Origin of the sequence: Streptomyces sp. 1331.2 (genome assembly GCF_900199205.1) — a bacterium.
Lineage (GTDB): Bacteria > Actinomycetota > Actinomycetes > Streptomycetales > Streptomycetaceae > Kitasatospora.
Map to the genome: position 1 here is coordinate 1245213 of NZ_OBMJ01000001.1, position 13210 is coordinate 1258422.

At 74.4% G+C, this 13210-nt stretch carries 11 protein-coding genes; 6 read left to right on the plus strand and 5 right to left on the minus strand.

Annotated elements, in window-relative coordinates:
- The first annotated feature begins 313 nt into the window (after positions 1–313).
- Complete coding sequence (locus CRP52_RS05335) at positions 314–1483, plus strand: exonuclease SbcCD subunit D (RefSeq protein WP_097235331.1); 1170 nt, start codon at positions 314–316, stop codon at positions 1481–1483.
- A complete protein-coding gene (locus CRP52_RS05340; RefSeq protein WP_097235332.1) occupies positions 1480–4521 on the plus strand; it encodes an AAA family ATPase in 3042 nt (1013 codons plus the stop codon). The genes CRP52_RS05335 and CRP52_RS05340 overlap by 4 nt, the downstream gene beginning before the upstream one ends.
- A 54-nt stretch (positions 4522–4575) precedes the next feature.
- On the opposite strand, the gene CRP52_RS05345 is transcribed toward CRP52_RS05340, so the two are convergent.
- Complete coding sequence (locus CRP52_RS05345; protein ID WP_097235333.1) at positions 4576–4797, minus strand: hypothetical protein; 222 nt, start codon at positions 4795–4797, stop codon at positions 4576–4578.
- 9 nt (positions 4798–4806) lie between these two features.
- Positions 4807–5889: a TetR/AcrR family transcriptional regulator C-terminal domain-containing protein gene (locus CRP52_RS05350; RefSeq protein WP_097235334.1), complete on the minus strand. Its 1083-nt coding sequence runs from the start codon at positions 5887–5889 to the stop codon at positions 4807–4809.
- Positions 5890–6113: 224 nt separating this feature from the next.
- On the opposite strand from CRP52_RS05350, the gene CRP52_RS05355 reads away from it, so the two are divergent.
- Together CRP52_RS05355 and CRP52_RS05360 are read left to right on the plus strand one after the other, a co-directional pair.
- Positions 6114–7241 (plus strand): FAD-dependent monooxygenase, encoded by a 1128-nt coding sequence (locus tag CRP52_RS05355; protein WP_097235335.1) that lies wholly within the window; start codon positions 6114–6116, stop codon positions 7239–7241.
- Between the two features lie 150 nt (positions 7242–7391).
- Positions 7392–7946: a DUF1990 family protein gene (locus CRP52_RS05360; protein ID WP_097239849.1), complete on the plus strand. Its 555-nt coding sequence runs from the start codon at positions 7392–7394 to the stop codon at positions 7944–7946.
- A 23-nt stretch (positions 7947–7969) separates the two neighbouring features.
- Here CRP52_RS05360 and CRP52_RS05365 read toward each other — a convergent pair whose 3' ends face one another.
- Entirely contained in the window at positions 7970–8416 is a 447-nt protein-coding gene (locus tag CRP52_RS05365; protein WP_257032300.1) for a YjbQ family protein, read from the minus strand.
- A gap of 237 nt (positions 8417–8653) precedes the next feature.
- On the minus strand, positions 8654–8920 hold the full coding sequence (locus CRP52_RS05370) for a hypothetical protein (protein WP_097235336.1): 267 nt from the start codon (positions 8918–8920) through the stop codon (positions 8654–8656).
- A gap of 936 nt (positions 8921–9856) precedes the next feature.
- On the opposite strand from CRP52_RS05370, the gene CRP52_RS05375 reads away from it, so the two are divergent.
- Positions 9857–12061, plus strand: coding sequence for a bifunctional glycosyltransferase/CDP-glycerol:glycerophosphate glycerophosphotransferase (locus tag CRP52_RS05375; RefSeq protein WP_097235337.1), 2205 nt, complete (start codon positions 9857–9859; stop codon positions 12059–12061).
- A gap of 64 nt (positions 12062–12125) precedes the next feature.
- On the opposite strand, the gene CRP52_RS05380 is transcribed toward CRP52_RS05375, so the two are convergent.
- Positions 12126–12338, minus strand: a complete 213-nt coding sequence (locus CRP52_RS05380) for an EF-hand domain-containing protein (protein ID WP_097235338.1) — start codon at positions 12336–12338, stop codon at positions 12126–12128.
- A 176-nt stretch (positions 12339–12514) separates the two neighbouring features.
- Here CRP52_RS05380 and CRP52_RS05385 point away from each other — a divergent pair, with 176 nt between their 5' ends.
- Positions 12515–13183 (plus strand): lysophospholipid acyltransferase family protein, encoded by a 669-nt coding sequence (locus tag CRP52_RS05385; RefSeq protein ID WP_097235339.1) that lies wholly within the window; start codon positions 12515–12517, stop codon positions 13181–13183.
- The last annotated feature ends 27 nt before the right edge of the window (positions 13184–13210 follow it).

The following is a 13210-nucleotide window of genomic DNA, read 5'->3' on the forward strand; positions in this document are numbered from 1 at the left end:
CATGGCTCCTCCTGCTCCTCACTCGCCCGGGATCCGACCCCCGGGACCCGGCACCCGGCACCGGACGGCACCGGGACGCCGACCGCACCGAAGGACGGTGCCGCCGACGTCGAGGAACATACACAGAGCCACTGACAATCCACCCCCAGTAATCGAACACCGGGCAGCCGGCGGGGAGCCCGGAGCTCCCGACGGCCCCTGACGGCCGCCGACGGCCCCCGTCGGTGCGCCGAGCGACCCCCGGGGCCGGTGGGACGGATGCCTCAGCCGATCCGGGCGGGATTGTCAGTGGTGCGGGTTAGGGTCGGTGACCATGCGACTGCTGCATACCTCCGACTGGCATCTCGGGCGCTCGTTCCACCGGGAGAGCCTGCACGACGCCCAGCGCGCCTTCCTGGACCACCTGGTGGACGTGGTCCGGTCCGAGGGCGTGGACGCCGTGCTGGTCGCCGGGGACGTGTACGACCGCGCCCTGCCGGGGCTGGAGGCGGTCGCGATGTTCGACGACGTGCTGCACCGGCTGGCCGACCTCGGCGTGCCGACGGTGTTCATCAGCGGCAACCACGACTCGGCCCGCCGGCTGGGCGTCGGGGCGGGGCTGATCGGGCGGGCCGGGATCCACCTGCGGACGGATCCGGGCCGGTGTGCCGAGCCGGTGCTGCTGGCGGACGAGCACGGGCCGGTGGCGGTGTACGGGCTGCCGTACCTGGAGCCGACGCTGGTGCGCGAGCGGTTCGGGCTGGCCAGGGGCGGGCACGCGGCGGTGCTCGGGGCGGCGATGGACGAGGTGCGGGCCGACCTCGCGGCGCGCCCGGCCGGCACCCGCGCGGTGGTGCTGGCGCACGCCTTCGTCACCGGCGGCGCGCCGAGCGACAGCGAGCGCGACATCGCGGTCGGCGGCGTCGCCTCGGTGCCCGCCTCGGTGTTCGACGGGGTGCACTACGCCGCGCTCGGCCACCTGCACGGCTGCCAGACGCTCGCCCCGCACCTGCGCTACAGCGGCTCCCCGCTCGCCTACTCCTTCTCCGAGGCGAAGCAGCGCAAGAGCATGTGGCTGGTCGACCTCGCGGCCGACGGCTCGGTGGCCGCCGAGCGCGTCCCCTGCCCCGAGCCGCGCCGCCTCGCCACCCTGCGCGACACCCTCGAAGCCCTGCTCACCGAGGAGAAGTACGCCGAGCACGAGCAGTCCTGGGTGCAGGCCACGCTCACCGACGCGGCCCGGCCGAGCGAGCCGATGGAGAAGCTGCGCCGCCGCTTCCCGCACACCCTCCAGCTGCTGTTCGACCCGGCGGAGAGCGAGGCCGAGCCCTCCCGCTCGTACGCGGCGCGGGTGAGCGGCCGGGCCGACCTGGAGATCGCCGAGGGCTTCCTGCGGCACGTCCGCCCCGGCGCCGAGCCGGAGCCGGACGAGCTCGGCTGGCTGCGCGACGGCTTCGAGCAGGTCCGGGAGAGCACCGACCGGAAGGCGGACCTGCCCCGATGAGGCTGCACCGGCTCACCGTCACCGCCTTCGGCCCGTTCGCCGGCTCCGAGACGGTGGACTTCGACGCGCTCGCCGCCGGCGGACTGTTCCTGCTGCGCGGGGCGACGGGCGCGGGCAAGAGCAGCGTGCTGGACGCGGTCTGCTTCGCCCTCTACGGCGAGCCGCCCGGCACCCGCCGGGCCACCCGGCTGCGCAGCGACCACGCCGACCCGAAGCGACTGACCGAGGTGCGGCTGGAGCTGACCCTCGGCGGGCGGCGCCTCCAGATCACCCGCCTGCCGGAGCAGCGGCGCCCGAAGAAGGTCGGCGCGGGCACCACAGTCGAACGGGCGCAGACCCTGCTGCGCGAGTGGGTCGAGGACACCGGCGACGGCTCGCCGGGCTGGCGGGGGCTCAGCAAGTCCCACCAGGAGGCCGGGGAGGAGATCCACCGGCTGATCGGCATGAACCGGGAGCAGTTCTGCCAGGTGGTGCTGCTGCCGCAGGGCGACTTCGCCCGCTTCCTCAAGGCCGACTCGGAGGAGCGCGGCAAGCTGCTGCGCCGGCTGTTCGACACCGAGCGTTATCGGCACGTCGAGGACTGGCTCGCCGAGCAGCGGCGCGCCCAGGAGGCGACGGTCCAGGCCGGCCGGCGCCGGCTGCGTGACCTCGTCGGCAGGGCCGAGCAGGCGGCCGGTCCCGGGGCCGAGCCCGCCGAGGACTGGGTGCCGGCCGAGGATGCCGACGCCGGGCTGACGGCCGACGTGCTCGGCTGGGCCGCGGTGCTGCGCAGCGGCGCGGCCGAACAGCTCGCCGTCGCCGAGGCTGCGCTCGCGGGCGCCGAGGCCGCGCAGCGCACGGCCCAGCAGCGGCGCGAGGCAGCCGAGGAGCTGGCCGGGCGGCAGCGCCGGCACCGGGAGGCGCTGGCCCGGGCCGAGCGGCTGGCCGGGTTCGAGCCCGCGGCGGCCGAGGACCGGCGCCGGCTGGCGGCCGCACAGGACGCGGTCGGGGTGGAGTCCGCGCTGCGGCTGCGGGAGAGCGCGGCCGAGGCCTTCCGGCGTGCCCGGGAGGCGGAGCGCCGCCGCCGCGAGACGCTGGCCGGCGCGCGTGGCGCGGAGGTCCGAGGGCTCGACGGGGCCGACGCCGCCGGGCTGGCCGAGGCCGAACTGCGGCTGCGCGCCGAGGTGGTGCGCCTGGAGGCGGCCCGGGCGGAGGAGCGGCGCTGCGCCGAACTCGTCCGCGAGCAGCGCTCCCTGACGGCGGACCGGCGTGCCGCCGAGGAGCTGGCCGAGGACGCCGAGGACTGGCTGGCCGAGTTCGAGGGCGAGCTGGCCCGCCTGGAGGAGCGACACTCCGAGGCCCGGGCGGCGACCACGAAGGTCGAGCAGCTGGACGGGCAGCGGGCCGAGGCTGCCACCCGTCTGGACGCAGCCCGGGAGCGCGACGGCCTGCGCGCCGGGATCTCGGCGGCCGAACCACGGGTCGCGCAGCTGCGCGCCGCTGCCCTGGACGCCCGCGAGCACGGTCTGGACCTGCGGGACCGGCGGCTGGCGGGCATGGCCGCCGAGCTGGCCGAGCAGCTGCGCGCGGGCCGGCCCTGCCGGGTCTGCGGCTCGCCCGAGCACCCGGCGCCCGCGCAGGCGGCGCCCGGCAGCCGGGTCGGCGCCGAGGACGAGGAGCGGGCCCGGCGGGCCCAGGCCGCCGCCGAGCAGGCCTGGGCGGAAGCCGACCAGGCACTGACCGCCCTGCGGGTGCGCGAGGCGGCCGCGGCCGCAGCGGCCGGTCCCGACCCGGTGGACGTGCTGGCCCGGGCCCTCGCCGGGCTGGAACGCGAGCACCGGGACGCCCGGCACACCGCGGAGGCACTGGGTCGCGTCGAGCAGGAGATCGCCCGGCTGTCGCGGGAGCGCACCCGCCGCGGCGACGAACTGCACGAGGCCAGGGAACGCGCCGCCGTCCTCACCGACCGGCTGCAGGCGCTCGACGCCGAGCGGGAGGCGCTGACCGCCCGGGTGGCGGCCGCCCGGGGAGAGGCGGCCTCGGTCGCCGACCGGGCCGCGGCCCTGACCCGGCTCACCGAGGACGTAGCCGCTGCGGTCGGAGCCGCCCGGGCCCGCGCGGAGGCGGCGGCCAGGCTCGACGAGGCCGAGGACGAACTGGGCAAGGCCGCCGCCGCGGCGGGCTTCCCGGACGCCGCGGCGGCACTGGCCGTCCTGCTGCCGCGCGAGGAGCGCGAGCGGTTGGAGGCCCGGCTGGAGCGGCACCGCGCGGAGACCGCCGCCGTCCGCAGCGAGCTGGCACTGCCGGAGCTGGCCGGGGCCGCGGCCCGTCCGCCGGTCGACCTGTCCGCCGCCGCGGCCGCGCTCCGCGAGGCCACCGATCGGCTCGGGCGGGCGCACGCCGTCCGGGCCGCGGCCGACGAGCGGTGCGGAGCCCTGGCCGCGATCGGCCGGCAGCTCGCCGGGCTCGCCGCCGAGCTGGCCCCGGCGCTGGACCGGTACGGCCGGATCAACCGGCTCGCCGCCCTGGCCGCCGGCACCTCCACCGAGAACCGGCTGCGGATGCGCCTGGAGTCGTACGTCCTGGCGGCTCGGCTGGAGCAGGTCGCGGCGGCGGCCAGCGACCGGCTGGTCCGGATGTCCGGCGGCCGCTACACCCTGGTGCACAGCGACGACCGGGGCACCGGCAACAGGCGCTCGGGCCTGGCCCTGCGGGTGGTGGACGCCTGGACGGGCACCGAGCGGGACACCGCGACGCTGTCCGGCGGCGAGAGCTTCTTCGCCTCGCTCTCCCTCGCCCTCGGCCTGGCCGACGTGGTCACCGACGAGGCCGGCGGTATGCCGCTCGACACCCTGTTCATCGACGAGGGCTTCGGCACCCTGGACGAGCAGTCCCTGGAGGAGGTGATGGACGTCCTCGACGGCCTGCGCGAGCGGGAGCGCGCGGTCGGCATCGTCAGCCATGTCGCCGACCTGCGCACCCGTATCCCGGCGCAGCTGCTGGTCCGCAAGGGCCGGCGCGGCTCGACCCTGGCGCTGGCCGAACGCGAGGACGCGTAGCCGGCCGGGGGCACTGCCACGCGGAGCTCCCCGGAAGGGCGCGGGGGCGCGGGGTCAGCCCGAGCAGGCGATCCGCTGCGCCTGCTGCCAGGCGCACACCGGGCAGAGCGTGCTGCCCGGCTGGTCGGCGGGCAGTTCGGTCGGCTCGCCGCACAGCACGCAGTCGGCGCGCGGCCCGGACGCCGTCGGGTCGTGCAGCAGCGCGGCCTCGGTGTTGCCGCCGTCGGGGGTGAGCTCGCAGACCGCCGCGGGCTCGTTCGTCACGCTGTCGCTCATGCCGCCTTCCTACTCCGCCGCCCCGCCCGGTCGCAAGGCCGCCCCGGCGTCGGCCCCGCGTCCGTTCCCGCTTGCGCGTCCGTTCCGGGTTTCGTGCCCGCTCCCGCTCCCGCTCTCGCTCCCGGCCGACTCGATCATGGCGGCGACGCCGTCCAGCAGCGGCTTCAGTCCGAAGGCGAACAGCGCGTCCAGATCGAGGTCGTAGCCGTCCCCGAGGCTGCCGGTCGTCCGCGCGAACACGGGATGGCGCTCACCGGTGACGATCGCCGTCAGGGCCGGACCCTGACGGTCCATCCACTGGTCCTCGGTGAGACCGGTGGTCGCCTCGGCCTGGGCCTCCCGCTCCAGGTGGACGGCGATCCCCTGGACGTAGCTGTAGAGCAGGACGTGCAGGTCGAGCATGGTCTCGGCGTCCAGGCCGTGCCCGTCGAGCGCGGCGAGCGCCCACTCGGCGTGGTCCAGCAGGGCGGGCAGTATCAGCGGGCGAGTGAGCGCGCCGACCTGGGCGAGCCATGGATGGCGCCGGTAGATCCGCCACAGCGTGTGCGCACCGAGCTCCAGACGTGCCCGCCACTCCCCCGGCGGTTCGGCCGGGTACGACTCCTCGCCGAACGCCGCGTCCGCCATCAGCAGCACCAGGTCGTCCTTGCTCGGGACGTACCGGTAGGGGGACATCGCGGCGACGCCGAGCCGGGCCGCGACGCTGCGCATGGAGAGCGCGGCGAGCCCCTCGTGGTCGGCGATCTCCGTGGCGGCCCGGACGATCCGCTCCGCGGTGAGCTCGACGGACCGTCCCGCGGCCGGCGACACCGCAACGGTGGGTGCCACAGCAGTAGCCGGGGTGGTGGTGGCCGGAGCGGCGGCGGGGGCAGCCACCACCGTGCCGATCCGGGGCCGGGTCTCGACCAGTCCCTCCAGCCGCAGCGTGGTGAGCACCTTGGCGGCCGTGGCCAGTGCGATGTTCCACTCCCGGGCGATCCGCCGGGTCGAGGGCACTTGCGCGCCCGGCGCGAGCGTGCCGTCGGCGATCCGCCCGGCGATCTCGTCGGCGATGCGCCGGTACGGCGGGACGGACTCGGGCCTCGCGGTCATGCGGCCGGCTCCCTCATGTGACGCGGATCTCTTTCCGCGGCGGCCAGGACTGTACTAGCTCAGACGCTACCAGCAGCGCCGAGCCAAAACCATCCTCTGAACTAGGTCAGTAGTGGCAAAAACGGCAGTTGGTGGGCCAATGCGTACGCCGTACATTCGACCCGCGTACAGCGTACGAGCCGACGCGCGACACCGCGCGCGGACGGACAGCGAGGAGCGACCTCATGAAGACCGTGCTCATCTCCGGCGGCGGTATCGCCGGTACTGCGCTCGCCGCCCTGCTGAGCCGCCGGGGCTTCGCCCCCACGGTGGTGGAGCGCGCCCCCGGGCTGCGCGGCGGCGGACAGGCCGTGGACATCCGGGGCGTCGCCCTGGAGGTGGTCGAGCGGCTGGGCGTGCTGGAGCGAGCCCGTGCCCACCGCACCCGGATGCGGGGCATGACCGTTCTGGACGGTGAGGGCCGGGAGGTGTACCGCTCCACCGAGAGCACGATCAGCAGCGGACGGCTCGACAGCGACGACATCGAGCTGCTGCGCGACGACCTCGTCCGGATCTTGCACGAACGGGCGACGGAGGACGCGGGCACCCGCTTCGTGTTCGGGGACGCCGTGACCGCGCTCGACCAGGACGAGGACGGCGTCCGGGTCTCCTTCGCACACGCCGGACCACGCCGGTACGACCTGGTGGTGGGCGCCGACGGCCTGCACTCGGCCGTCCGCCGACTGGCCTTCGGACCCGAGGAGCGCTTCGCCCGCCACCTCGGCACGCATCTGGCCATCTTCAGCGCGGACAACTTCCTGGGCCTGGAGGACTGGCAGCTGTGGCTGCGCGACGGCGAGGCCGGCTACGGCGTCTACCCGGTGCGGGACAACTCCGAGCTGCGGATCGCCTTCGGCTTCGCCGGCGAGCCGCTGCCGGAGGAGCGGCGCGCTCCGGAGTCGCAGAAGGCGCTCGTCGCCGAGCGGATGGCGGCGCTGCGCTGGGAGACCCCGAGGCTGCTGAAGGCCCTGGCCGAGGCACCCGACCTCTACTGCGACTCGATGACGCAGATCCGGATGGACCGCTGGTCGCGCGGCCGGGTCGTCCTACTCGGGGACGCGGGCTACTGCGCCTCCCCGCTGTCGGGCCAGGGCACCAGCCTCGCCCTGGTCGGCGCTCACGTCCTCGCCGACGCGCTCGCCGAGGCCCGCACCCGCTCCGACGGCGACCACCGGGCCGCCTTCGCCGCGTACGAGCAGCGGCTGCGCCCGTTCGTCGAACTCAACCAGGCCCTGGCGACCGAGAATCCCGGCGGGCCGGCCGCCGAGGAGTCGGTGGAGCGGGCCAAGAACGCGATCTCGCTGGACGACTGACCGGCGCGGACGAAGGTGACAAGGTTCAGCGAACAACTTTCAGCGAACAGATTTCAGAAAACGTTCGCTGAAAGCTGTCATCTGAAATCTGTTCGCTGACCGCTGAACCCTGTTCGCTGGCGCCCGCCCGCCGGAGCTACCGTGACCGGCATGCCCACGCATCTCCACCAGCGCCTGCTCGCCGCCCGCGCCACCACCCCCTCGTACGCCGAGGTCGGGGCCACCCGGGGCGGGCGGCTGCCGGACGGCTACGCGCACCTGCGACGGCGGGTGCACCTCGGGCACGGCCCCGAGGTGCTGGAGCGGGCAGGGCGGTACGTGCTCGGCTGGGGCACTCAGTTGGGCACCGGCTTCGCGGTGTACCCGGGCGGTCCGGCCCGGGACGGGGACACGGTGCTGCTGCGGCTGAGCCTGCCGGCGAGCCGGTGGCCCCGGCTGGTGATCCCCTGCCGGGTGGTGTGGACGGTGGACGAGCCGGACCGGATCGGATTCGCATACGGGACGCTCCCCGGGCACCCGGAGTGCGGCGAGGAGGCGTTCCTGGTGTCGATGGGCGCCGACGGCGAGGTGTGGTTCGAGGTCACCGCGTTCTCCCGGCTGTCCGCCTGGTACGCCCGCCTGGGGCGTCCGGTCGCGCTGCTCTGCCAGCACCTGGCGATCGAGCGCTACCTCACGACCGTGGCCGCCCACGTCGGCGACCGGTAGCCGGGAGCCCGGAGTCACGGGAATCAGCCGAGGAACGAGAGCCGGACGGTACGGCGCGGGTTGTCGCCGTTGGTGTCGACCAGCACCACGGACTGCCAGACGCCGAGGGCCAGTTGGCCGCCGATCACCGGCAGGGTCGCGTGCGGGGCGACCAGTCCGGGCACCACGTGGTCCCGGCCGTGGCCGGGGCTGCCGTGCCGATGGCGCCAGCGGTCGTCGGCCGGGAGCAGTTCGCGCAGGGTGGCGAGGAAGTCGTCGTCGCTGCCGGACCCGGTCTCCAGGACGGCGATCCCGGCGGTGGCGTGCGGGACGAAGACGTTGAGCAGGCCGTCGCGCCCGGCGGCACGCTCGTCGAGGAACGCGGCGCAGCGGTCGGTGATGTCGAGCGCGACCTCGCGGCTGCCCGTGGTGATTTCGAGGGTGGTGGTCTGGAACAGACCGGTCGACATGGAGTGGTTGTTGTCCGCCATGGCGCCATCCTGGCGCAGGTCAGGGGGCCGGGCGTACTGCCTCGCCGACTCGGCTCGCCGGGGAGGTGAACTGGCATAGGGTGCAAGGTTCAGAGCACGCGGCGGGCGGGCCGGCGCACCCCGGGACCAGTGACGGGACCAGCGACGCGACCGGCCGCCGGAGACACCGATGACCCGGCGGACCGGATGGGTCCGCCGGGTCTGGTTCCGGCCGGGACGGCGACTGGGGCGAAGCCCCTAGCCGCGCCCGCCGAAGAGGCTCCGACGCAGCCGACGCAGCGGCGTCAGCAGCGAGATCCTGGTATGGCGGCGACGAGTCGCCGGGGCTTCGGCGCCGCGCGGCGTCAACTCCCTTATCAGCCCGAGCGCCTCGGCGGTGTCCACCGCCGGGAGTGCGGGCGCGCCGAGCACGGCCAGGTGTCGCTCGATCCGGCGGCCGGTCGTACCGATACCGCACTGGATCGCCGGCACACGGGGCCGAGTCCGCACTTGCATGTGTTCCATCAGTTTTCCCACCCCTACGAGGCGCCAGGGCCGTGAGGCGAAGACTATCCGTGACAGACGGCCTTCGCGCAACCGTCCTGGTGTTGTGCCACCGTACCGTGCGGCGTCAACTGACGATGCACCAGGGGCTACCGGGCCGGTCACGACTAGGCATCAATGATGGTGCACGACCGGCCATCCGTCAGCAGGGCCAGGAGGTGCGGGCCCGGCGCCCGGGTGCGTGACACGCGCCCGGCGCACGGGGGCGCCACGGCGGCACCCGGCCCGGACCCCGACCCCACGCCCGGCCCGGACCCCGACCCCACACCCGGTCCGCACCCGACCCGCACCCGGCGGAGCGCCCGCGCGCCCGCGTACACAGGCGGACACCCTGCGCTACGGACGCGCCGCACGAGCACCCGGCGCAGCGGGCTCCCTATAAAGGGGACAGCCGCCAGATCGACAAAGTGATCTTCGAGAGCTTCGCCCGACCGAGACGCCAGGCTTCATGAAGTGAACACATTCGAGGGATTGACTCCCGCGAAAGCTCCAAGCAGTATCTGATGCACACGCCAGGTGCCCGCACCGCACCAGGTACGTGTTCGAGTGATGAAGAACTCCGGCTCCCGCGAGCCACTGCCCGGCCGCCTCGACGCTGCGGTGGCCAGGCTCGCAGGGTGCCCGGAACGGCGGCCGGCCGTAGAGGGTCGGCCGGGCCGCCACCTGACTGCCGGTGCCACCCCGCAAGGGGCCCGGCACCGGCGGTCCCGGGTCCACCACCCCGCATCACCGCACCCCCCTGCGAGGCTCCCTGCACACGCGCAGCCCCCCACCGATCCCCTGCAGGGCCCCCGGACGCCGCTGCAAAGCCGCCGCAGAGCCGCCGCAGAGCCCCCATCGCCTCCCGGCCCGACGTCCGCGCAGGTCGCGCCGGGTCGGTCGGTACACTCGGCCAGCGTGTCCCTCCTCCTCAGCATCGTGCTCCCGGTCCACGGCGTGGAGCGGTACCTGCCGCGCTGCCTCGACTCCATCCTCGGTGACTCCCCCGCCCAGGAGTCCCGCTTCGAGGTGATCGCGGTCGACGACCTCTCCCCCGACGGCTCGGGCGCGATCCTGGACGCCTACGCGGCCCGCGACCCCCGGCTGCGGGTGATGCACCTCACCGAGAACCAGGGCCTCGGCGGCGCCCGCACCGCCGCCCTGCCGCAGGCGCGCGGCGAGTACGTCTGGTTCGTGGACAGCGACGACTGGGTGCCCGAGCGGACCGTCGGCGTGCTCCTGGACGAGCTGGAGCAGGAGCGCCGCCGGGAGGCCCCGGCCGACGTGCTGATCACCGACTTCACCCACGTCTACCCGGACGGCGAGACCGAGCCCAACCCCTGGCGGCACGTGCTGGTCGGCTCCCCGCTGGTCGAGGGCTGCACCCTGGCCGAACACCCGGCGCTGTTCCAGACCGTGATGTCGGTGTGGAACAAGGTCTTCCGCCGCGAGTTCCTGGACGGCCTGGGCGTCTCCTTCGGCCGCGGCTACTACGAGGACATCTCGGTCACCTACCCCGCGCTGCTGGCCGCCGGGCGGCTGCGCTACCTCGATCGCCCCTGCTACTTCTACCGGCGCGGCCGGGACGGCGCGATCACCGCCACCGCCTCGCCCAAGCACGCGGACGTGTTCGCCCAGTACGACGCGATCTTCGCCTTCCTGGACCGCCAGGACCGCCCCGGCCGGCCCGTCCCGGAGTCGCTGCGCACCCTGGTCTTCGACCGGACGGTGCGCCAGGCGCTCAACGTCTACGACACCCCCGGCCTGGTCCCGACCGACCTGCGCAAGGACTTCTTCCAGCGCATCGCCCGGCACTTCGACCGCCACCGCCCGGCCGGCTACCGCTTCCCCGGCGGGCTGCGCGGCGTGCAGTACCGGCTGGCCGCGCGCGGCGCCCGGATCGCCTACGCCGAGCTGCGCCGGACCGGCCGGCTGCCGCGCGAACTCAAGCGCGGGGCACGGGCGGTGGCGCCCGCGGTGAAGAAGGGGATGCGCAGCGGCGCCCGGTTCACCGCGTACAACGCCTTCCGCCGGCTGCCGTTGGACGAGCACCTGGCGGTCTACGCCGCGTACTGGCACCGGGGTTACGCCTGCAGTCCGGCGGCGATCTACGAGAAGGCGAAGGAACTCGCGCCGCAGGTACGGGGCGTGTGGGTGGTGGAGAACCGCCGGCAGGCCGCCACGCTGCCGGCCGGGGTGCCGTACGTGATCGTCAACACCCCGGCGTACCTCAAGGCGATGGCGACCGCCAAGTACTTCGTCAACAACGTCAACTTCCCGCGTACGATGGCCAAGCGGCCCGGCTCGGTGCACGTCCAGACCCAGCACGGTACCCCCCTCAAGGCCATGGGCATGGACCTGCGCGACCGCCCCGCGGCGGCGGAGGGGATGGACTTCGACCTGCTCCAGGAGGCCATCGACCGCTGGGACTTCCTGGTCTCCCCCAACCCGCACACCAGTGAGCACTTCGCCCGCGCCTTCCCCGGCCGGTACGAGATGCTGGACACCGGCTACCCGCGCAACGACCGGCTCGCGGACGCCACCCCGGACCAGGTGCGCGCGATGCGCGAGCGGTTCGACCTGCGGCCGGGCACCACGGCCGTGCTGTACGCGCCGACCCACCGCGGCGGCAAGGGCGGTTACGTGCCGCTGCTGGACGTGGCCGAGCTGGCCCGGCGGCTGGGCCCGGGCTTCACGCTGCTGGTGCGCACGCACTACTTCCACACCGGGGGGCCGGGCGACCTGACGGCCGACGGGGAGGCGGCGCGGATCGTGGACGTCTCGGCGCACCCGACCGTCGAGGACCTGTACCTCGCGGCGGACGTGCTGGTGACGGACTACTCGTCGATGATGTTCGACTACGCGGTGCTGGACCGGCCGGTGGTGGTCTTCGCGCCGGACTGGGAGGAGTACCAGCGCGAGCGCGGCGTCTACTTCGACCTGTTCGCGGAGCCGCCGGGCGCGGTCACGCAGACCGCGGAGGAGCTGGCGCGGGCGCTGCTGGCGGGCGATCCGGCTCCGGAGGCGCGGGCGCGGTTCCGGGCGAAGTTCTGCGTCTGGGACGACGGCGGGGCGGCGGAGCGGGTGGTGCGCCGGGTGTTCCCGGTGGACGGCAAGCGGTAGGGCCTGCACGGAAGCCGGTTGGGGCCGGTGCCGCCGGTACGGCACCGGCCCCGTCGGCGCGGGCTCAGCGGCGGCGGGCGGCCAGGAACTCCTCGAAGGTCAGGACGCCGTCGTGGTCGGTGTCCATGGTGTGGATCAGCGCCTCGGCCATCGAGATGGTGACGTCGTGGTCGCCCATCTCGTTCGCGGCGAGCGCGTACTCGGCCGCAGTGATCTTGCCGTCGCCGTCCTGGTCGAAGCGGTCGAAAAAGGCCTTGATCGCCTCGGTGGTCTCCATCGTGCCCTCCTGGGTACTGCTGGGGTCGTGCTCGGTTTCGGACGGCCGTACCCTACCCGGCCGTGGTGTTCGCCACGGTCGCCGGGAGTGGAGGCTCCGGGACGGGTGCCGTAGTCTGCGGATCTGATTGCGGGCCCGGGCACCTCCCGGGCGGTCGTTCGTCCAGGGAGGGAAACGTGCTCGACCTCGTCACCAGGCTGGTGCTGAAACCGGTTTCACGGGGAATCTGGCGCCCGGCCATCGAGGGCATCGAGAACGTGCCGCGCAAGGGCGGGGTGATCCTGGCCAGCAACCACCTGTCGTTCATCGACAGCGTGGTGATCCCGCTGACCGCCCCGCGCCGGGTCCACTTCCTCGCCAAGGCCGAGTACTTCACCGGCACCGGCTTCAAGGGCCGCCTCTCCAAGGGCTTCTTCGAGGCGATCGGCGCGGTGCCGGTCGAGCGCGGCACCTACCGCTCCGCCCAGGCCTCGCTGGAGTCGGCGCTGGAGATCCTGGAGGCCGGCAAGGCCTTCGGCATCTACCCCGAGGGCACCCGCTCGCTGGACGGCCGGCTCTACCGGGGCAAGACGGGCGTCGCCTGGCTCGCGCTGACCGCGGGCGTGCCGGTGGTGCCGGTGGCGCTGGAGGGGCCGGAGCAGATCCTGCCGGTGGGCAAGCGGGTGCCGCGGCTCAAGAAGGTGACGGTCCGCTTCGGCGAGCCGCTGCACTTCGACGAGCTGCACGGGCAGGCCCGCTCGCTGAAGGCGCGTCGGCAGGTGACCGACGAGGTGATGGCGGCGATCCAGCGGCTCTCCGGCCAGGAGGTCGCGGAGAGCTACAACGAGGTGCCGAAGGCGGCCTGACGGCCGGTCGCCGCAGCGGTCCGCGAG

Coding starts and splice junctions, on each gene's coding strand:
- CRP52_RS05340 (WP_097235332.1), top strand. CDS start 1,480: ATGAGGCTGCACCGGCTCACCGTCACCGCCTTCGGCCCGTTCGCCGGC.
- CRP52_RS05350 (WP_097235334.1), bottom strand. CDS start 5,889: ATGACCGCGAGGCCCGAGTCCGTCCCGCCGTACCGGCGCATCGCCGAC.
- CRP52_RS05345 (WP_097235333.1), bottom strand. CDS start 4,797: ATGAGCGACAGCGTGACGAACGAGCCCGCGGCGGTCTGCGAGCTCACC.
- CRP52_RS05370 (WP_097235336.1), bottom strand. CDS start 8,920: ATGGAACACATGCAAGTGCGGACTCGGCCCCGTGTGCCGGCGATCCAG.
- CRP52_RS05380 (WP_097235338.1), bottom strand. CDS start 12,338: ATGGAGACCACCGAGGCGATCAAGGCCTTTTTCGACCGCTTCGACCAG.
- CRP52_RS05335 (WP_097235331.1), top strand. CDS start 314: ATGCGACTGCTGCATACCTCCGACTGGCATCTCGGGCGCTCGTTCCAC.
- CRP52_RS05355 (WP_097235335.1), top strand. CDS start 6,114: ATGAAGACCGTGCTCATCTCCGGCGGCGGTATCGCCGGTACTGCGCTC.
- CRP52_RS05365 (WP_257032300.1), bottom strand. CDS start 8,416: ATGGCGGACAACAACCACTCCATGTCGACCGGTCTGTTCCAGACCACC.
- CRP52_RS05360 (WP_097239849.1), top strand. CDS start 7,392: ATGCCCACGCATCTCCACCAGCGCCTGCTCGCCGCCCGCGCCACCACC.